General features: G+C 69.2%; 17 protein-coding genes and 3 pseudogenes. 11 read left to right on the top strand and 9 right to left on the bottom strand.

Features of this window, described 5'->3' with window-relative positions:
• Positions 1–49: 49 nt before the first annotated feature.
• Both IG62_RS0100915 and IG62_RS48150 read right to left on the bottom strand, forming a co-directional pair.
• On the bottom strand, positions 50–400 hold the full coding sequence (locus IG62_RS0100915) for a hypothetical protein (RefSeq protein WP_078871721.1): 351 nt from the start codon (positions 398–400) through the stop codon (positions 50–52).
• 169 nt (positions 401–569) lie between these two features.
• Positions 570–794, bottom strand: a complete 225-nt coding sequence (locus IG62_RS48150) for a hypothetical protein (RefSeq protein WP_030796272.1) — start codon at positions 792–794, stop codon at positions 570–572.
• 45 nt (positions 795–839) lie between these two features.
• On the opposite strand from IG62_RS48150, the gene IG62_RS49765 reads away from it, so the two are divergent.
• Positions 840–1,079, top strand: coding sequence for a WD40 repeat domain-containing protein (locus tag IG62_RS49765; protein WP_030796270.1), 240 nt, complete (start codon positions 840–842; stop codon positions 1,077–1,079).
• Between the two features lie 55 nt (positions 1,080–1,134).
• Positions 1,135–1,746 carry a hypothetical protein gene (locus tag IG62_RS0100900; protein ID WP_234326121.1) on the top strand — a complete coding sequence of 204 codons (612 nt, stop codon included), beginning with the start codon at positions 1,135–1,137 and terminating at the stop codon, positions 1,744–1,746.
• Between the two features lie 137 nt (positions 1,747–1,883).
• On the opposite strand, the pseudogene IG62_RS41165 reads toward IG62_RS0100900, so the two are convergent.
• Positions 1,884–2,364: pseudogene (locus IG62_RS41165) on the bottom strand (alpha/beta hydrolase family protein).
• A gap of 223 nt (positions 2,365–2,587) precedes the next feature.
• On the opposite strand from IG62_RS41165, the gene IG62_RS0100890 reads away from it, so the two are divergent.
• Positions 2,588–3,169: a DUF6924 domain-containing protein gene (locus IG62_RS0100890; RefSeq protein WP_158794937.1), complete on the top strand. Its 582-nt coding sequence runs from the start codon at positions 2,588–2,590 to the stop codon at positions 3,167–3,169.
• Between the two features lie 24 nt (positions 3,170–3,193).
• Here IG62_RS0100890 and IG62_RS0100885 read toward each other — a convergent pair whose 3' ends face one another.
• The 5 genes and pseudogenes from IG62_RS0100885 to IG62_RS0100865 all read right to left on the bottom strand — a co-directional run bounded on the left by IG62_RS0100885 (position 3,194) and on the right by IG62_RS0100865 (position 8,937).
• A complete protein-coding gene (locus IG62_RS0100885) occupies positions 3,194–4,711 on the bottom strand; it encodes a hypothetical protein (RefSeq protein WP_051797371.1) in 1,518 nt (505 codons plus the stop codon).
• 202 nt (positions 4,712–4,913) lie between these two features.
• Positions 4,914–5,141: pseudogene (locus IG62_RS0100880) on the bottom strand (alpha/beta hydrolase); the annotation flags it as partial.
• Between the two features lie 94 nt (positions 5,142–5,235).
• Positions 5,236–7,077: a peroxidase family protein gene (locus tag IG62_RS0100875; protein WP_234326119.1), complete on the bottom strand. Its 1,842-nt coding sequence runs from the start codon at positions 7,075–7,077 to the stop codon at positions 5,236–5,238.
• A 45-nt stretch (positions 7,078–7,122) separates the two neighbouring features.
• Complete coding sequence (locus IG62_RS0100870; protein WP_030796257.1) at positions 7,123–7,518, bottom strand: hypothetical protein; 396 nt, start codon at positions 7,516–7,518, stop codon at positions 7,123–7,125.
• A 327-nt stretch (positions 7,519–7,845) separates the two neighbouring features.
• Positions 7,846–8,937, bottom strand: a complete 1,092-nt coding sequence (locus IG62_RS0100865) for a LacI family DNA-binding transcriptional regulator (RefSeq protein ID WP_324604600.1) — start codon at positions 8,935–8,937, stop codon at positions 7,846–7,848.
• 345 nt (positions 8,938–9,282) lie between these two features.
• Between IG62_RS0100865 and IG62_RS0100860 the strand changes: the two genes are divergently transcribed.
• From IG62_RS0100860 to IG62_RS46945, 6 genes are all read left to right on the top strand, one after another.
• Positions 9,283–10,416, top strand: a complete 1,134-nt coding sequence (locus tag IG62_RS0100860) for an ABC transporter ATP-binding protein (RefSeq protein ID WP_030796253.1) — start codon at positions 9,283–9,285, stop codon at positions 10,414–10,416.
• Between the two features lie 37 nt (positions 10,417–10,453).
• Positions 10,454–11,758 carry an ABC transporter substrate-binding protein gene (locus IG62_RS0100855; RefSeq protein WP_030796250.1) on the top strand — a complete coding sequence of 435 codons (1,305 nt, stop codon included), beginning with the start codon at positions 10,454–10,456 and terminating at the stop codon, positions 11,756–11,758.
• A 10-nt stretch (positions 11,759–11,768) separates the two neighbouring features.
• Entirely contained in the window at positions 11,769–12,782 is a 1,014-nt protein-coding gene (locus IG62_RS0100850) for a carbohydrate ABC transporter permease (RefSeq protein WP_051797363.1), read from the top strand.
• Positions 12,779–13,615 (top strand): carbohydrate ABC transporter permease, encoded by an 837-nt coding sequence (locus tag IG62_RS0100845; RefSeq protein ID WP_030796248.1) that lies wholly within the window; start codon positions 12,779–12,781, stop codon positions 13,613–13,615. The genes IG62_RS0100850 and IG62_RS0100845 overlap by 4 nt, the downstream gene beginning before the upstream one ends.
• A 53-nt stretch (positions 13,616–13,668) precedes the next feature.
• The gene (locus IG62_RS0100840) at positions 13,669–15,315 is read left to right on the top strand and encodes a glycoside hydrolase family 13 protein (protein ID WP_030796247.1); all 1,647 of its coding nucleotides are present in this window, start codon (positions 13,669–13,671) and stop codon (positions 15,313–15,315) included.
• Positions 15,316–15,424: 109 nt separating this feature from the next.
• Positions 15,425–15,961, top strand: a complete 537-nt coding sequence (locus IG62_RS46945) for a hypothetical protein (RefSeq protein WP_030796246.1) — start codon at positions 15,425–15,427, stop codon at positions 15,959–15,961.
• 213 nt (positions 15,962–16,174) lie between these two features.
• Here IG62_RS46945 and IG62_RS49990 read toward each other — a convergent pair.
• Positions 16,175–16,310 (bottom strand): annotated as a pseudogene (locus IG62_RS49990) (LysR family transcriptional regulator); the annotation flags it as partial.
• An 80-nt stretch (positions 16,311–16,390) separates the two neighbouring features.
• On the opposite strand from IG62_RS49990, the gene IG62_RS0100830 reads away from it, so the two are divergent.
• Both IG62_RS0100830 and IG62_RS0100825 read left to right on the top strand, forming a co-directional pair.
• A complete protein-coding gene (locus IG62_RS0100830; protein ID WP_030796244.1) occupies positions 16,391–16,885 on the top strand; it encodes a cupin domain-containing protein in 495 nt (164 codons plus the stop codon).
• A 145-nt stretch (positions 16,886–17,030) separates the two neighbouring features.
• Positions 17,031–18,884 carry a glycoside hydrolase family 35 protein gene (locus IG62_RS0100825; RefSeq protein ID WP_030796241.1) on the top strand — a complete coding sequence of 618 codons (1,854 nt, stop codon included), beginning with the start codon at positions 17,031–17,033 and terminating at the stop codon, positions 18,882–18,884.
• Positions 18,885–19,042: the final 158 nt, after the last annotated feature.

Here is a 19,042-nt window from a genome sequence, read left to right as displayed (position 1 = left end):
CGGTCTCCCCCGTGTCCATGGCCCTTCCCGGCGGCGGCCGTTCGTGGGCCTAGGCGAAGTCGATGGCCGCCAGCACGGGACCGGCGAGCGCCAGCGCGTACTGCAGCCATACGGCTCCGCGTCGCGCCGCGTAGCTCATCCCATCGCCGGGCAGAGCAAGCGCCGACAACCCCACGACCGCGGACAGGCCCATCGCCCCCTGGGCGAGACCCACCAGGGGCCCGCTTGCCCCGTCGCCGCTGTAGGCCTGATTCATGACGATGATGAAGAACGCCCCGTAGGCAACTACGAGCAGCAAGAGGCCGAGGGCCGCGAACGCGCGCACTGCCGAGGTGGACGGCGCGAACGGGTCAGTCGCCGCTACGGGAGCGTCAGTGACGTGGGTATCGGGTGCGGTCATGGCCGCCATCCTGGCCCGCCCGTGCCACCCGGGCATCGGGGCTCCTACTCAAGTCGAAGAGGCACGTACTCAAGGTTTCCGGAGAAAGGTCCAAGAGGACAGTTCGCCACCCCGTGCGCGGGGCGGCGAACTGTCCGTTCAGGCTTTCACCCAGCCGGTGGCGGGTTCCTCACCAGACGTTGCAGGGCTGCCGGTAGTGGGGCAGGCAGATCGGGGCGTCGTCGTTCGCCCAGTGGAGGTATCCCGTGGTGCCCTTCTTCAGCTTGCCGACCTTCTTGAACAGCTGAATCTTGTCCCAGTGGGTCGTCTGGTTGTGCCTGAGGATCTTGACCTCAAGGTTGGCGGGCAAGGTGCCCGCGCTGTCCTCGCAGCCGCCTTCAGCCCCGACGGGCACACCCTGGCCACCGCAGGCCTCGACAGGACCGTACGCCTGTGGGACATGGCCACCCACCGGACAGCGGCCGTCCTCACCGGGCACGCCGGCACCGTGACGAAGGTGGATTTCGGTCCCGACGGCCGCACACTCGCCACCGCGAGCGACGACGGATCCGTACGACTGTGGGACACCGACACGGACGCCACCGCAGCCCACCTGTGCGCACTGAGCCGGCGCAACCACTGGACACAGCTGATCCACAACCTGCCCCCGGACGCATATCCGGACCCGGCCACCTGCTGACCTGGGCCGACCATCAGGGCAGTGGCCGGCCAAATGGACTGCTGGGAGATGTGCCATGGTGCTCGGCATGAAGTCTGAGTCGAGCGGTCCGACACGTCACACCGACCGGGGACGGTGGCTGGCGCAGTTCTCCGGCCGGATTCTGGTGGTGTGCCCGCGGTGTGGAGGCCGCGCAATCGTCATACTCAGGCCGGGCCTTGAGGCACCTCGGTATTTCAGTGAGCTGATGTTCATGCCGCGCCGTCTCGTGTGCGCGGTGTGCGGGGCCACCGGTGAATGGGAGGCCGAGGTGCAGGGCGCCGCACTCGTGGGCGCGGCGCTGGGCGGCACCGAGGATCCGTTCTTCCGGCAGCCGTTGTGGCTGCAGACCCGTTGTGCCGGGCACATCCTGTGGGCGTACAACGAGGAGCACATCGATGAGCTGGCCGCCTATGTCAGCGCAGTGCTGCGGCAACACACCGCTTCGCCGACGATGGCGATGTTCCCACGGCTCCCCGTGTGGCTGAAGCGGGCCGACCACCGCCCCGAAGTCCTGGCCGGCTTGGGAAGGTTGCGCGCCCTTGCCGAGCGCTCGGCGCCGGATGAGCGGTCCGACGCCGCGCATCGCAGAGACGACCGGCCGCGTTCGGGCGGAAGCAGGTTCTACCGGGGCGGCCCCTACCAGTGAGGGTGCTCCCTACTGGGGACGGCACATCTTTACCGGTGATGGCGGCCCTGCAGGTGATGCCGCACGGTCCAGGTCCGGACGCGCCGGCCGGGAACGAGCTCCGGCCGGCGCGTCGAGCACTACGCCCTCGCGTCAGCTCAGATGCCGTGCCTCAGATGCCGTGCGAAGAACCGCAGCGAGCTGTCGACTTCGAACGACGGCACCTCGCCGTGCTTGCCGGGGTTGGCGTGCAGCGTCTTCTCGGCCGAGGCCAAGGCGTCGAACAATGCCAGGCTCTGGTCCCGCGGCACCATCTGGTCGTCCCACTGGACCAGGAACGCACCATGCCGGCCCGCATTCCGGCCGCGATCCGGCCGAACTCCTCGCCCTTGGGCCGGTCGCCGTGGTGGGGCGCGCGTCGATCGCGACGACGGCGAAACCCGCGGCGGCGTAGTGGCGGGCGCGGGCCACGGTGCCAGGGGCGGTCTTGTGCTGCCTGCCGCCGTGGCCCAGCAGTATCAGGGGGCGGGGACGAGTACCGCGGGCGTCTTCCGGCGTCCACAGCACGCCGGGGATCTCGTCGAGGGTGAAGAACTGTTCGGTGACGCCGTCCGACGACGTCTGAGAGGTGAAGCGCATCAGCGTTTCAAGCCTTTCGGGATGCCTGGTGCGGGCGCTCCCTAGGCCATGCGAAGGAGGGAGTCCCGACGTGTCACAGTGTTGATCGGACTCACCTCCTCGAATGTGCAGTGGTGCACGGCGACGCCGAAGGTATCACGGAGATCATCACTCGCCCTGCGGCGGCGCTCGGCCTGGTCGCGCGCCCCTCGCGCTGTCAGTGCCCGGCGCTAGGGTCCACCACATGAAGCGTCATCACATGCCGAAGCTGCCCCGCACGGACGCCGCTCCCGTCCTCCGGACCGACTTCACCGACCCCGCCGGCTGGGAGCGGCTGTTGCAGGCCTTGGAGCTGCCGGTCACGCACGAGGAAGGCTCAGAGGACGTCTGCGCCTACGACCGTGCCGTCTCGTACGTCACTCCGGTCGACAAGGAGAAGTACCGGGGGCTGGGCCCTGACATGGTGCTCGCTGCGGCTCCCTACACCGGCCACGACCTGTCTTACGACCACCTCTATCTGGCAGACGCCGAAACCTTCGCCTCGGACGACCTTCCGTTGCTCGGCATCGACATCCACCTGGACGACGAGGGCGACGAGCCTTGGCCGCGTGAAAAGCCGTTCCGGATACCGGCCCTCCAGGTGGTCGGGGTCGAGATCAACGACAGCATCGCCAACCTGTTCTTTCGCGAGTTCCACGACACCGACTGGTCGGGCTTCGAGGTGTACGTGGCGGAGCCGGGGACGGCTGTGTATGAGGAGTTCCGTCGCATGGACGTGGAGCAGGACGAGGGCGAGGGCAAGGTCGAGGAGGAGGCCGCCGGTTGATCGGGGTGCCCCCGGACGAGAAGGTCATTGGCGGCTGACCGTGCGGGTCACGCCTGCGACGATCGTCGTCGCCAGGATCCATCCGGTGATGATCAGGGCGTACGACAGCCACTGGTACCAGCCGGCAGGGGCGAACGCCGACTCCTGGCCGAAGTTGATGATCGGCAGGAGCAGGTCGAGGGTGTAGAAGACGGGGTTGAAGTCGGGCGCCTCGTCCACCTTGACGGGGCGTGGATGGTCCAGGCCGTACGCGATCGATCCGATGGCCATGAGGGACAGCAGCCAGACCGCCGCGCGCAACGGACGGAAGCCGTAGCCGACGGTGGCGTCCTGGACGTATCCCCACAGCCGTCCGTACCAGATGAGCGTGGTGCGTCGGCGGCGCTGCTTGGCGAGTTGGACGAGCCGGGCCGCGTCGTCGTCACCGACGTGGCGGTAGGCCGCCATCAACTGCTCGTAGCCGTGCGGATCGTACCGCTCGCCGTCCCGCTCCAGCATCGGCAGTCGGCGCTCGGCGGGCTCGTGCGGGGCGAGTACGGTGTACCGGAGATTGCTGAGAAACACCTGGTCCGGCAGCATCTCCGGTTCCAACGTCAGGATCTCGATGTGAGAACGCCGCAGATTCAGGGCGCCCTCGATGCGATCGCCCCTGCGCAGCCAAAGTTCACCGATGACACAACTGCTCGCCCGCAGAGCCGTGTCGCCCGGATGCGACAGGCGGGCGTGGAGCAGGTCGAGACGGCCCGCGATACGGGAGCCGCGGAGCTCGACCCGGCCCTGCGCACGTAGACACCGCGCCCGTACATGGCCTTCCACGTGGAGGTTCTGGGCGTCCAGCGCGGTGCCACCGGAGGTGATGAACTCGGCGTCCTGCAGGTTGATCCGCCCGGCGACGGAGGCGCCGGTGAGCCGTACCTGTCCGTGCGCGCGCATCTCCGGCGCCCACAAGTCGTCCCCGATCGTGGCCTGGTTGAGCTGCAGCACCGGTTCGGAGTCGTCCGGTGCGGTGAATTCCGCCCGCTCCATGAACAGCGCCCCGGTGATCTGCACCCCGCCGAGCCGCACCGGCCCCCGCATACGGCAGTCCGTCATCCGCAGCACCCCCTCGACCCGCAGGGCCGCCGAGGTCAGGCCGGGCAGCACTGACATGCTCAGATTGAGCTGCCGCAGCTGGGCTCCGTACAGGTCGGGAACGCCGTCGAAGTGGCAGTGGCTCAGCCGGACGGCGGCGTCGATCGTGGCGTACTTCAGGTCCAGTATGCCGGTGATCCGCGCCCCCTTGATCTTGAGCGCGGCTATCTCCCCGTCCTCCCGCGGAGCCTTGAGCAGCAGCGCCCGCAGCACGCTCGCCCGTACGGTCCGCTCGGCACCCCAGGTGTCCCCGAGGGCCGGATCCTCGTTCTCGGCGGCACGGAAGTCGACGGACTCGCCGCGCGGAAAGGCCCGCCATATACGTTCCTCGGGCGGCGTCAGATCGTTGGTCTGGCTCACGCCGGGACTCTGACGTGCGGTGTTCGGACTGTCAACTGCCGTACGGGCCATGCCCCGAGCCAGGCTGCAACTACCACGCCCGTCGGGGCTTCTCTGCCTGGCAGGGGCTGCATGTGCACGCTCGGGAAGAGTTCCATGTGGTGTTCACTGTTCACTCCCCGCTGGCTGGGATGAACAGCCTGCCGAGCAAGCGCAGTTGGGCCGCGCGGATCCATCCTCGGAGGCGCAGCCTCAACCCCGGGGTGCAGCGGTGGAGGGCGTCCAGGGTCGCCTGCCACTCGGGTACGGCACCTTCCGCCAGGTGGGCGTTGTAGCGGACGGCGACGGGGCCTTCCGGCTCGCCCGCCGCCCTCGCCGCCAGCATCGCGGCGATCTCTTGCTCGTCGTGCGCGGTACGCGGCCGGTCGCCGTGACCGGGCGAGTCGATGCAGGCGACGTGGAAGCCGCAGCCGGTCACGAGGAGGTGTGCGCGGCCTGTCATCCCCGCCCAACCCGTTTTCCCGAGCCGGCTTTGCAAGGCGGCGCGCTGCTCGCCGGCCTTCCGCCCGTCGTGCCGGGACAGCGTGCCCGGGTCGTCAAGCCGTGTGCCAGGGTACGAACGCGTTGTTCAGACCCGCGAGGGCGGTGCGCAGTTCCGGGTGGTGGCGCAGCAGGACGGTGACCATGGAGTTGTCGTCGATCCAGGTCATACCGGCCTTGGAGTACACCTCGGGGGTGTAGTACTCGGTGAAGAAGCGGTCGCTGTTCAGCCGGCGGGAGGCCATCAGGATGAAGATGCGGAATGCCGTGTCGCTGAAGGCGAATCCCTTGGGGAGCTTCTCCGCATACATGCCGACCGTGAGGTCGACCTTTTCGATGTCGTCCCCGTAGACCTGCTTGATCTCCCTTGCCCACTCCGGGTTGTCGGTCAGCTCCTCGAAGTTCTCCACGGGCTTCAACCGCAGCAGCCGGCGGAATTCGTTGTAGCGGGGGACGCCCAGTTCCCGGCTGCGCAGGATGTCGGTGGCGGCCAGGTCCTGCAGATGCCCGTCGGGACGCTCGTATTCCTGCAGGAACTTCGGGAAATTGTGCAGGGTCACCAGACCGGGAGGGAGCGTTCCGAAGCTGTAGAGGAGATCGGCCATGGGCACGGTTTCCAGGACCTTCAGCGCTTCCGGGCCGGCGATCTCCCGGAAGGTCCGCTCGCCCAGGGTCGCGTCGTCCACGGCGGAGCGCAGATGCCAGTCGTCCCGGACGAGGGGGTGCATCCGGTAGACGGCGACGAACTCCTCGGTGAGCGCGTACGGGACGCCGTAGTGGTCGGTCCGGCCGCCGGGGATGCCGCTGATGACCTCGCTGTCGCTGATCCGGCCGAAGAGGTCGTGAACCCGCTCGTCGGCGAGGCCCCACCAGTTCGCCCGCAGCGCCTTGACGGTGGTGGGATGGCTGATCACGGCAGGCGTCCACTCCACGGTGTGGATCTTGGCGAGCAGCGCGGCGTTGACGAGCCGGGCACGCTGGAACAACTCCTCGTCACCCCACGACGGATAGGCGGCGTGCAGATGGTCGCAGATCGCGTTGTGCTCATGGGCGAAGAGGTTCTGCATCATGGCGAGGCCCAGCCAGAAGCCCGGAACGAGCGACGGGTCGGTGGCCGGGTCCAGGGACGAGGGGGACTTCCCGTTGTTCCAGAGGTGCAGTTTTCCCAACTCGCCGGTGCGCAGACGGCGTTGCTCCTCCTGGCTGGACCCGTAGATCTGCGAGGCGTCCCACCAGTGGGAGGAGACATTGACGCGGGTGTCGGGTGTCCCGGCGGGGGCGTGGGGGTCCCGGGTCGGGTCGTCCGGTGTCCGCATGATCCGCATCGGTCGCTCGGGCCAGGGATCGTCCTCCACGAGCGGCACTTCCCAGGGGCGTTCCGTCGGGCTCGTGCCGTGGCTGAACCAGTCACGGATCATGAACTGGAGCCAGGCGGTGACCAGGGAGTTGACCGAGTCGGCGGGGGTCAATTCGTGGCGGGTGAGGAGTGCCCGGCTGACCTCTCGTGGGTTCGGCCGGGAGAGGACGGACTCGGCCGTGGCCGGCGCGATGCGGTCCAGCGGGATGTTGCGGCCGAAGCGGCTTCCGGCCATGCCCATGCGCGGCTCACCGAGGTCGTTGTGGCTGCCGTCGGCGGTTCGGTTGACCCGGTGGCTCGGTGACGGTGGTGCGGGGTCGGGGCGATGGACGGTGGGCAGTCCGGTGGTGTCGTGCAGGTTCTTTTGGCGGAGCTTGACGCGCAGCCCGAAAAGGGTCAACAGGCCCGGGAGGACGGGCAGTTTGTCCCAGCCGATGCGTCGGTCGACGGCGGTGGAAATGCCGGTGACGACCCGCCATGGGAGGGACGTTCGGTATCCGGCGGACGGTCGGCGGGAGGTGGTGCGTCGTTGCATACCCATCGCAGTGCTCCTTGCTCAGTACCGGTCAGGAGGTCTGCCCCTCGGTCACTTCCGCTTGCTCTTCCCGGCGCCCCCGCCGGTGGCGGCCAGGACGGTGTTGGTGGCCGAGATGAGCGTGGTCAGGACGGCGGTGCGCACAGGCAGCTGGCCGCGGATGCCGAGCGTCGCGGCCGTCAGGGTGTCGCTGCCGTGGATGAGGACCCCCTCGCGCAGGTCCGCACGCAGCCGGTCGCCGTCGTGGGTCAGCAGAGCGAGGCCGAGCAGGACCGTACGGATCCCGAAGAGCCGGAAGGCGTAGACGGCCGCGGGGCTGGGCTCGTGGTCCGGGTCGAGGCGCAGGATGAGCACGGACGGCGTCAGCAGGCCGGTGATGCCGTTGAAGAGCCGGATTCCGGCCAGTGCGTGGACCGAGGCCGGACGGTGGGCCGGTCGCTTGGCCATGGTGCATCTCTTGGCCATGGTGCATCTTTTGGCCATGGGGATCTCCCTGCGGGACGCCGTGGCTGGGGGACGCCGTGGCTTCGGCGACTGCCAGGCACGAGAGCCGGCAGCGGAGCCTCACTCAGCGTCCGGGCATACACCTCGATGCGACAGCGACCTGCACATCGATGTGCCGTTCATGCCAGCGTATGGGGGCGGTCATATGCGCGCACCTCGAAGGCCGGGCAAGGGAGTTGATTCCGGATTGAACGACATCAGGAGGGTCGCTGCCTGACGGCGTGCGCAGGCAGCGGTGCACCGGGTCCGTGCCGGGCAAGCCGTCGCCGATCAGTCCCCCGGGGCGGTGCCCGTCCCGCCCGACGGCGCATCCCGCCCGCCGTCGTCCCCCGCGGAGGGCGGCACGAGCGGGGCGGTGCTGGCCCGGGGAATGAGGTGCGTGGGCAGGACGATGTGTCGTTCCCGGTCGGCGTCGGGGGTTTCGATGAGCGCACAGGCCAGCTCGCCGGCGGCCCGGCCGATGTCCGTGGGTGACTGGGCGATGGTGCTCAGCCCCGCCCAGCGGGCGATGTCGTGGTCGTCGAAGCCGAGCACGGACAGCCGCTCGGGGACGTCGAAGCCGCTCGTGCGCAGGGTCGACAGGACGGCGACGGCGAGCTCGTCCTGCTCGACGAAGAGCGCGGTCGGCGGTTGCTGCAGGCTGAGCAGTCGGCCGACCGCCTCCACGACGGTGCGGTCCTGCCCCAGGACGGCGCCGACCACCAGCTCGTCGTCCAGCGGGATGCCCGCCTCGGTGAGCGCCTGCCGGTAGCCGGTCAGTCGCTCGTTGGAGCTGAAGGTGAAACCACTGACGCCGATCGCCCGCAGGAAGCCGATCCGGCGGTGCCCGAGGTTGAGCAGGTGCCGGGTGCCGCCGAGCGCCCCGGCCGCATCGTCGACGTAGACGCTCGCCCGGCCCTCGGCGTGCTGGCTGACGTATATGACCGGCATCTGCAGGTCGTCCAGGCGGGCGCTCTCCTCCTCGGTGAGGTCGAAGGAGAACACGAGCAGGGCATCGGCGTTCCGCCGCGCGGGCAGGCGCTCGAAGAAGTCGGCCCGGGCGGCCATGTCGGGCACGTAGTAGACCACCAGCTCCAGGCCCGCCGCGCGCAGCACCGGCCCGAGTCCTTCCAGCGCCGAGCCGACGAACCAGGACTTGAGTATCGGCACGAGCACCGCCACCACTCCGGTCTTGCCGGTGACGAGGCTGGCCGCCTGCCGCGAGATGGCGAAGTTCAGCTCTCGGGCGGCGCGCTCGACCCGCTCGCGGACCTCGGCGGAGACGGAGGCGTAGCCGCGCAGGGTGCGCGAGACGGTGGAGGCGGAGACGCCGGCGCGTTCGGCGACGTCGGCCATCGTGGGGTGCCGTTGAGCTGGTGACATGCACGGAAGGTAGCACGGTGAGCACGAGTTCCCGGGCATTCATGACAGCGCTGTCACGAGCCCGCCAAGGGGGCGATATCAGGTGGTTTTCCCTTATAGAAGCTGCACGGTACAGCCGAATGACCTGCGGATTACCAGGGCGTAACGCATTGACTTCCCCTGGGTGCCCTCCTAGCTTGAAAGCGCTGTCTCGGCGGTGTCACCGGTATCCGTCTGGAGCGATCCTCCATGCTCTTGACCTGCCAGCTCATCCACTCGATGACGGAGACAGCGCAATCAGTAACGCTCTGCACGCCCCTGTCCATGCCATCCGGCGGCCGCTGCCGGGAAGGGTTGAGCCTCCGCATGACCACAGTGAGTTTTGAAAAGGTCACCCGGTGCTATCTGGGTGCCGACCGGCCCGCCGTCGACGCACTCCATCTGGACATCGCCGACGGCGAGTTCCTGGTCCTGGTCGGCCCTTCCGGGTGCGGCAAGTCCACCAGCCTGCGGATGCTGGCCGGTCTGGAGGACGTGGACGACGGCGTGATCCGGATCGGCGACCGGGACGTGACCCACCTGCCGCCCAAGGACCGGGACATCGCCATGGTGTTCCAGAACTACGCGCTCTACCCGCACATGAGCGTCGCCGACAACATGGGGTTCGCCCTCAAGGTCGCCGGTACCCCGAAGGACGAGATCCACCGCCGGGTGCAGGAAGCGGCCAGGATCCTCGACCTGGAGGCGTACCTCCACCGCAGGCCGAAGGCGCTCTCCGGCGGACAGCGGCAGCGCGTCGCGATGGGCCGCGCCATCGTGCGGGAGCCGCAGGTGTTCCTGATGGACGAGCCGCTGTCCAACCTGGACGCCAAGCTGCGCACCCAGACCCGCACCCAGATCGCCGCGCTCCAGCGCCGGTTGGGCATCACCACCGTCTATGTCACGCACGACCAGATCGAGGCGATGACGATGGGCGACCGCGTCGCCGTGCTCAAGGACGGGGTGCTCCAGCAGTGCGCCGCCCCGCGCGTCCTCTACGACGAGCCGGCCAATGTGTTCGTGGCCTCGTTCATCGGGTCGCCGGCCATGAACCTCCAGGAGGCGCAGCTGGCCGACGACGGCGTCCAACTCGGCGGCGCCCGGGTGCCGTTGCCCCGCCGCGTGCTCACCGCGGTCGCGGCCGAGGGGGCCGACCGCGTCGTGGTGGGCTTCCGGCCCGAGGCGCTGGAGACCGTCGCGCCGGGCGAGCCGGGCCTCGGCATGGCGGTGTCGATGGTGGAGGAGCTCGGCGCCGAGGCGTACGCCTACGGAATCCTCCAGGGTGACCACGACGGCGGCAGCAGTACCGGGGGCGTCACCGCCGGAGCCGGGGCCGGCGTCGTCGCCCGGGTCGACCCGCGGACCCCGCCCCGGAAGGGCGAACGGATCACCCTGCGGCTCCGGGCCGACGGCACGTACTTCTTCTCGGCCACGACCGGCGAGCGGCTTCCCAGCGAGTGACCGGCCACCGCCCCGGTTCGCACCCCCAGGAGAGACAGTGAAGAGCAGAACCACCAGAGCGCTGCAGGGCGCGGGCGCGGCCTTCGCGGGGCTCGCCGCCCTCGCCGCCTGCGGCCCGAACGGGACCGCCGCGGTCGGCGGCCGGCCCACGTTCGAGGGGCGCGGCCCCATCACCTACGTCGGCGGCAAGGACGCCTCCGGGTCCGTCCAGGCGGTGATCGACCGCTGGAACAAGCGGCACCCCGAGGAGAAGGTCACCTTCGTCCAGTTGCCCACGGACCCCGACGCGCAGCGCCAGCAGATGATCCAGAACGCCCAGACGAAGTCCGATGCCTATACGGTACTGGCGCTCGACGCCGTGTGGACCTCGGAGTTCGCCGCGCACCGCTGGGTCGACCGGCTGCCCGAAGAGCGGTTTCCGCTGCGGCAGATGCTCAAGCCGATCGTCGAGACCGGGAAGTACCGCGGCGGTCTGTACGCGCTGCCGATGAGCTCGGACGGCGGCATGCTCTACTACCGCACCGACCTGCTCAAGAAGGCCGGGATCGCCCGCCCGCCGGCCACCTGGGCGGAGATGAAGGCGGACTGCGCCAAGGTCAAGCGACTGCCCCAGGCGCGGGGGATGTCCTGTTACGCGGGGCAGTTCCAGAAGTACGAGGGCCTGACGGTCAACTTCGCCGAGGCCGTGAACTCCGCCGGCGGTGAAGTCACCGACGCCAAGGGCATCCCGCACGTGGACACCCCGCAGGCGAAGCGAGGCCTGGACTTCCTCGTCAACTCCTTCAAGGACGGCACGATCCCGAAGGACGCCGTCACCTACCAGGAGGAGGACGGCCGCCGCGACTTCCAGGCCGGGAAGCTGATCTTCCTGCGGAACTGGCCCTACGCCTACCCCCTGATGGCCCAGAAGGACGGCTCCAGCAAGGTCGCCGGCCACTTCCGTGCCGCACCACTGCCCGGCCTGAACGGCCCCGGCTCCTCCAGTCTCGGCGGCCACAACCTGGCCCTGTCGGCCTCGGCGGAGAACAAGGCGACGGCGATCGACTTCATGAAGTTCTTCGCCGGCCAGGACGTCCAGCGGTTCACGCTCTCCCGCGCACCGGGCGCGCCGACCTACGACGCGCTGTACAAGGACCCGAAGCTGGTCAAGCAGTATCCGTACCTCCCCACCCTCAAGCAGTCGATCCTGCACGCCGTGCCGCGGCCCCGGGTCTTCCGGTACGGCGATGTCACGGCGGCGATCCAGCAGCAGGCGTACGCGGCCCTGACCGGCAGCACGAGCAGCACGCAGGCCCTGAAGGACCTTCAGCAGACCCTTCGGCAGCAGTCTGCGGGAGAGTGAGGAGCACACCATGGTGACGACGCAGAACCCGGCCGCGCCACCCGCGCTGTCCCTACCGGCCAGGCACCCGCAGCGCCGGGCCCGGGCCACCTCCGGTTCCGGCCGGCTCGCCGCCCTGCTGGTCTCCCCCACCCTGCTGGTGCTGGCGGTCGTGGTGCTCTACCCGACGATCGTGGCGCTGAAGGACTCGCTCTTCGGCACCCCCGGCCTCAACCCGAAGACCGGCTTCGTCAACGAGACCGATCCGTTCGTCGGGCTGCAGAACTACGGCGCGATCTTCGGCGCGGCCGGCGCACGCTTCTGGAACGCCTTCTGGAACACCACGTTCCTGACCGGCACCACGGTCGCCCTGGAGACGGTCATCGGCATCGCCATGGCGCTGATCATGCACCGTGCGTTCCAGGGACGGGCTCTGGTACGGGCCAGCATCCTGGTGCCGTGGGCCATCCCCACCGCGGTGAGCGGTCTGCTCTGGCGCTGGATCTTCAACAGCAACGGCGTGGCCAACGCCCTCACGGGGCAGCACATCCTGTGGACCACCGAGGGGTTCCACGCCAAGCTCGCGGTCATCATCGCCGACGTGTGGAAGACCGCGCCGTTCATCGGCCTGCTCGTCCTGGCGGGGCTGCAGGTGATCGACAAGGAGGTCTATGAGGCCGCCAGGATCGACGGGGCGGGCGCGCTGCGCCAGTTCTGGAACATCACCCTGCCGCTGGTGAAGCCCGCACTGCTGGTGGCCGTGCTGTTCCGGACGCTGGACGCGCTGCGGATGTTCGACCTGCCGTACATCCTCATCGGCGCGCAGAAGACCTCGGTGGAGACGCTGTCCATGCTCGCCCAGGACCAGGCGGCGAACGTGCGCTTCGGTCCCGCCGCGGCCTACGCGGTGATCCTCTTCGTCTATGTCTTCCTGATCGCGCTGGCCTTCGTCCGGCTGCTGGGCGCCGACGTCGTCGGTGACGACGGCCCGACCCCGCTGCGCCGCCGGTGGCGCGCGCACCGACGCACAAAGGTGGCGGCATGAACACCCTCTCCCCGAAACTGCGCAAGGGGCTGCTGTACGCGGGGGTCGCCGCGGTCGTCGCCTACTGCCTGGCACCGTTCTACTGGATGCTGGTCTCCAGCCTGCGGCGGACCGCCGACATCTTCTCCAACTCGCCCTTCCCGACCCGGCTTTCGCTGGAGAACTACCTCGCGGTCCTGGACCCGTCCGAGTCCTTCACCCGGGCGCTGCTCAACAGCGTCGTGGTGGCCGGCATCACCACCGCCGTGGCGCTGGCCCTGGCCACCTTCACCGCCTACGCGATGGCGCGGCTGGAGTTCCGGTTCAAGCGACTGGTGCTCACCCTGATCATCGCCACCTCCATGTTCCCCGTGGTGTCGATCGTGGTCCCGCTGCTGAAGATGTTCGTCGACTTCGGCTGGATCAACAGCTACCAGGCGATGATCGTGCCCAGCATGTCCTTCACGCTGCCGCTCGCGGTGTGGAACCTGACCGCCTTCTTCCGGCAGATGCCGCAGGAGCTGGAACACGCCGCGATGGTCGACGGCTGCACCCGCGGCCAGGCGTTCCGCAGGATCATCGTCCCGCTCGCCGCGCCGGGCATGTTCACCACCGCGATCATCACCTTCATCGCCGCCTGGAACGAATTCCTCATCGCGCTGTCGATGACGAACAAGCCGGAGATGCAGACGGCTCCCGTGGCCATCTCCAAGTTCTCCGGAGCGAGCCAGTTCGAGACCCCGTTCGGCAGCCAGATGGCGGCGGGCGTACTGGTCACCATCCCGCTCGTGATCATGGTGCTGGTCTTCCAGCGCCGGATCGTCGCCGGCCTCACCGCCGGTGCGGCGAAGTAGTCCCCTCCCACCGCACATCGATGCCCCAAGAGCCCCGAGGAGCACGCAGCAGCATGCCCAGCAACCCCGCACCGTGGTGGCGCAGCGCCGTCATCTACCAGGTCTACGTCCGCAGCTTCGCCGACGGGAACGGTGACGGAGTCGGTGACATAGCCGGCATCCGCTCCCGGCTGCCCTACCTGAAGTCGCTCGGGATCGACGCCATCTGGATCAACCCGTGGTACAAGTCGCCGATGGCCGACCACGGTTACGACGTGGCGGACTACCGCGCGATCGACCCGCTCTTCGGCACCCTGGCCGACGCCGAGGCGCTGATCGAGGAGGCCCACCGGCACGGCATCCGCGTCATCCCCGACATCGTGCCGAACCACACCTCCGACCAGCACGCCTGGTTCCGGGCGGCGCTGGCCGCGGGGCCCGGCAGCCCGGAACGGGAGCGCTACCACTTCCGCGACGGCCGTGGACCCGACGGGTCCGAGCCGCCCAACAACTGGCGGTCCGTCTTCGGCGGCCCGGCCTGGACCCGGCTTCCCGACGGCCAGTGGTACCTGCACCTCTTCGCCCCCGAGCAGCCGGACCTCAACTGGCAACACCAGGACGTCCGGGCGGAGTTCGAGGACGTCCTGCGGTTCTGGTTCCGCCGCGGCGTCGACGGCTTCCGCATCGACGTGGCACACGGCCTGGTCAAGGACCCGGAACTGCCCGACCTGCCGACCCGCGACGCGGCGGAAGCGCCGGCACCCGGGGAAGGAACGGACCACCCGTACTGGAACCGCGACGAGGTGCACGCGATCTACCAGGCCTGGCGGCGGGTGGCCGACGAGTTCCCCGGCGACCGGTCGTTCGTCGCCGAGGCCTGGGCCGACACCCCCGAGCGGCTCGCCGCCTACGTGCGGCCGGACGCGCTGCACACCGCCTTCAACTTCGACTTCCTGATGACCAGTTGGGACGCCGCCGACCTGCGGGAGGTCATCGACCGCTCGCTGGGCACGCTCGGCTCCGTGGGCGCACCCGCCACCTGGGTGCTCTCCAACCACGACGTGGTACGCCACCCCAGCCGCTTCGGCCGTACGGTGGCGAAGAAGTGGGTCGCCAACGCGCCCTACCGGCCCGAAGGCCCCCTCGACCTCGAACTCGGCGTCCGGCGGGCCCGCGCGGCCGCCCTGCTGATGCTCTCCCTGCCGGGCGGTGCCTACGTCTACCAGGGCGAGGAGCTGGGCCTCGCGGAGGTCGAGGACCTCCCCCAGGATGTACTGCAGGACCCCATCTGGGAACGCTCCGGCCATACCGACCCCGGACGCGACGGCTGCCGCGTACCGATCCCGTGGTCCGGGCAGAGCTCCCCGTACGGCTTCAGCCCCGAGGGCGCCACCGGCCGGCCCTGGCTGCCGCAGCCCGCGCACTGGAAGGACCTCAGTGTCGCGGCCCAGACCGGCGACCCGGCCTCCATGCTGGAGCTCTACCGGCGCGCACTGCACCTGCGCCGGGACCACCCCGCCCTCGGCGACGGCGACCTGACCTGGCTGGACGCCCCGGCCGGGGTCCTCGCCTACCAGCGTGAACCGGGCTTCGCCTGCATCGTCAACCTCTCCTCGGAGCCGTACGAGCTGCCCGCACACGAGGCGGTACTGCTGACCAGCGGCGGCCCACTCGACGACGGATGCCTGGGCCCGGACCAGGCGGTGTGGCTGGCGATGTAGCTGGCGGGCCACTCGTCCTTCGGAGGGACGCGCGGTTCGCCCGCTCGGCGGAGTGGGTGGCTCCAGGGCATGAAGCGGGCGGTGCGGGTGCCGGGCCAGCATCGGGTCCATGAGAGTTGACGCGATCGCCCGCATCGCCGTGGCCCGCCGCATACTGCTCCGGCCGGCCCGGCCGGCGCCCGCTGGGCCCCGCGTCCGGGTCGCGGTGTGGCTGACGGTGGCCGGTTCGCTGGTGTACGTGGGGCAGAAGGTGTACATGGCGGCGCGCGGGGAGGTCGGTATGCCCGGCCACCCCGCACCCGCCCAGGTGCAGGCGCAGTTCGCCCACCCTGGATTGGCCCAGGCGGGCAACGCTTCGCTCGGTCTCCTCGCGGTGTTGGTGGCATGGGCGACCCTCGCGCGCTGGGGAGCGCGCATCCCGCGCTGGGCGCTGCTGTGCGCCCTGGCACCTACCGCGGTGCTGCAGTCGCTGGGAGGGGTGATCACCATCCAGCGCACCGACTTCGACCTGGCGCACCTTGGTTGGGGCCCGGTTTACGAGGCGGTCACAAGCAGCGTCGGGATCGCGGCGTGGGTCGTGGTGGCGGTGTCGTACCTCCTGCGCAGCCGTCCGCACGCCGGTGGCGCGGCAGAGGCGCGCCCATGACCGATCGCCGTGACCCGACGGCGATTACCGCCCCCATCGCTTCCGGGTCGCTGCTGCCACCCAGGATGCCGACGGTGAGGGTGGCGGTGCCGGCCGCCGCGGCCACGCGCACGCGCAAGCGGTCGGCCCGGCCGAGCAGGGCACGCGCCTCATCGAGCAGCACCGCTCCCACCGGGGTGAGCGTGACACCGGCGGACGATCGGTCGAACAGCGGGGCGCCGGCTTCGGTTTCCAGCTGCTTGATCGCCCGGCTCAGGGGCGGCTGGCTCATGTGCAGCCGGGCGGCGGCCCGGCCGAAGTGGAGTTCCTCGGCGACAGCCACGAAATAGCGCAGCGTGCGTAGCTCCATGGCGCGACGATACCCGTACGGTATCGAGCTCACCGAAGGGGTCTTGGACAGTCGCCTTGCCCTGGCGGTGAGATCGAAGCATGACTGAGGAAACGAAGGCCGGCGAGCCGATCGCCGAACCCGCGGTATCGGTGGTCGGCCCGGGCGACGGGGAGACGATCTTCCTGGGCACCACGCGCATGCGCGTCCTCGAGGACGGCAGCAACACCGGTCACCGTCTCGGGATGGCCGAGTCCGTCCTCGCGCCGCACACGCCCGGACCACCGCAGCACCGTCACGCCCAGCACGACGAGGGCTTCTACATCATCTCCGGCACGGTGCGGTTCACGGTCGGGGACGAGGACCATGACGCGACCGGGGGCACGCTTGTGATGGTCCCTCCCGGAGCCCCGCACACGTTCGCCAACGTGACCGACCAACCGGCCGTCATGCTCAGCACTTTCACGCCGGACCTCTACGTGCAGTACTTCCGGGACCTGCAGGACATGCTTGCCGGCGGCCGGGCACTGACCCCCCAGGCAAACGTCCAGGCGATGAGCCGTTATGCCACCGAGCCCGCAACGGACTTCGACTGACCGCCTCAGATCCCGCTTCACCGGGCGCAGCCACGAACCCTTGTGCTTGTTTCTGTTCTATACAACACTCTCAACACACAGAAACGCGCACTCCTGAACATGTTCGAGTCTTGGGCGACGACCGGTCGAGTCGAGGAGAGCAGACATGACGCAGTTCAGCCGACGTAGGTTTCTGAGCTCAGCCATGGTGGGGGCGGCGTCCCTGGGGGTCGCCCTGGGCAGCAGCCGCACGACCCTCGCACAGGCCGAAAGCCCCCGGGGACTGACCATCCGCGGCAACGAATTCCTGCTGGACGGCAAACCGTTCCGCATCCTTTCGGGCGCCTTCCACTACTTCAGGACGCATCCCAAGGACTGGCGCGACCGGTTGATCCGCCTGCGGGCCATGGGCCTGAACACCGTGGAGACCTACGTCGCGTGGAATTTCCACCAACCGTACGAGAAGAAAGCCGACTTCACCGGGTGGCGCGATGTCGCCGCGTTCGTCCGCACCGCCGACGAGGTGGGGCTGAAGGTGATCGTGCGACCGGGACCGTACATCTGCGCGGAATGGGACTTCGGCGGGCTGCCCGCCTGGCTCCTCAAGGACAAGGACGCGCCGCTGCGCCGTTCCGACCCCGCATACGAGCAAGCGGTCGCCACGTGGTTCGCCGAACTGCTTCCCCGGTTCGTCGATCTGCAGGCCACGCGCGGCGGGCCGATCATCGCCATGCAGGTCGAGAACGAGTACGGCAGCTACGGCGACGACCACGCCCACCTGGAACACCTGCGGGACACCATGCGGGCGCAGGGCATCGACAGCCTGTTGTTCTGCTCCAACGGCGCCACGCAGAAAGCGCTGGAGGCGGGCAGCCTCCCCGACCTCCTGTCCACCGTCAACTTCGCCGGTGACCCCACCGGTCCCTTCGCGGAACTGCGCAGATTCCAGCCGGACAAGCCCCTCTTCTGCACGGAGTTCTGGGACGGCTGGTTCGACCACTGGGGAGAGCGGCACCACACCTCCGACCCCGCGCGGACCGCCGCCGACGTGGAAAAGATCCTCAAAGCAGGAGCGTCGATCAACTTCTATATGGCGGTGGGCGGCACGAACTTCGGCTGGTACGCGGGTGCCAATCTGAGCGGCAGCGCCTATCAGCCCACCGTCACCAGCTACGACTACGACGCCCCGATCAGCGAATCCGGCGAACTCACGGAGAAGTTCCACGCGGTGCGCGACGTACTCGCCAAATACACCACCCTGCCGAACACGCCCCTGCCGGCCACGCCGCGCCGGATGCCGGCCCAGCGGGTCGCCGTACGCGAGTCGGTGCCGCTGATGGACGTCGTCGACGCGCTGAGCAGCACTCCGGTGCGGCGCACCGCCCCCGTCCATATGGAGGCCCTCGGACAGCCGTACGGACTGATCCACTACCGCACGCGGGTGCGCGGTCCGCAGGGGACCAAGCGCCTGCGGATCACGGGACTGGGCGACCGTGCGCTGGTGTTCGGCGACGGCAAGCGGATCGGCACCTTCGACCGCAACCAGCCGCTCCACACCGTCGACTTCACCGTGGCCGGCCCGTCCGGCACCCTCGACCTCCTGGTGGACCCCACCGGGCGGGTCAACTTCGGCCAAGGCCTCAACGACCCCAAGGGAATCAGCGGCAAGGTCTTCCTCGACGACGAAGAACTGCACGACTGGGAGATCCGCCGACTCCCCCTCGACAACCTTTCGGCTCTGAGATTCCGCACCGAAGACACCCCGACCGGCCCCGCCTTCCACCGGGCCCGGGTCCACGTCAGCGCCCCCGCGGACGGCTTCCTCGCCTTCCCGGGCTGGGACAAGGGCATGGTCTGGCTCAATGGCTTCGCGCTCGGCCGCTATTGGTCCCTCGGGCCGCAGGTCACCCTGTACGCGCCCGGCCACCTGTGGCGGAAGGGCCGCAACGAGCTCGTCGTGCTGGAAATGGAACGGCGGGGCGACCGGATCGACGTGCGGTCCGATCCCGACATCGGTTAGGGAGGGTGCTCTCACCCCTCACCCTCCGTGCGTAACTGCAAGTAAGTGATCAGTTTCACTCTGTATGGGACGCTGCGTGCGGTCCACACCGATCTCCCAACTGTCATGATCCCTACCGATGCGGAATGCAATGGGTTCCGCACGGACCGAAATGACCG

This window comes from Streptomyces sp. NRRL S-337 (assembly GCF_000720175.1).
GTDB classification, from domain to species: Bacteria; Actinomycetota; Actinomycetes; order Streptomycetales; family Streptomycetaceae; genus Streptomyces; species Streptomyces siderophoricus.
The sequence above is the reverse complement of the archived record's forward strand: the minus strand, read 5'-3'. Positions and strand labels throughout refer to the sequence as shown.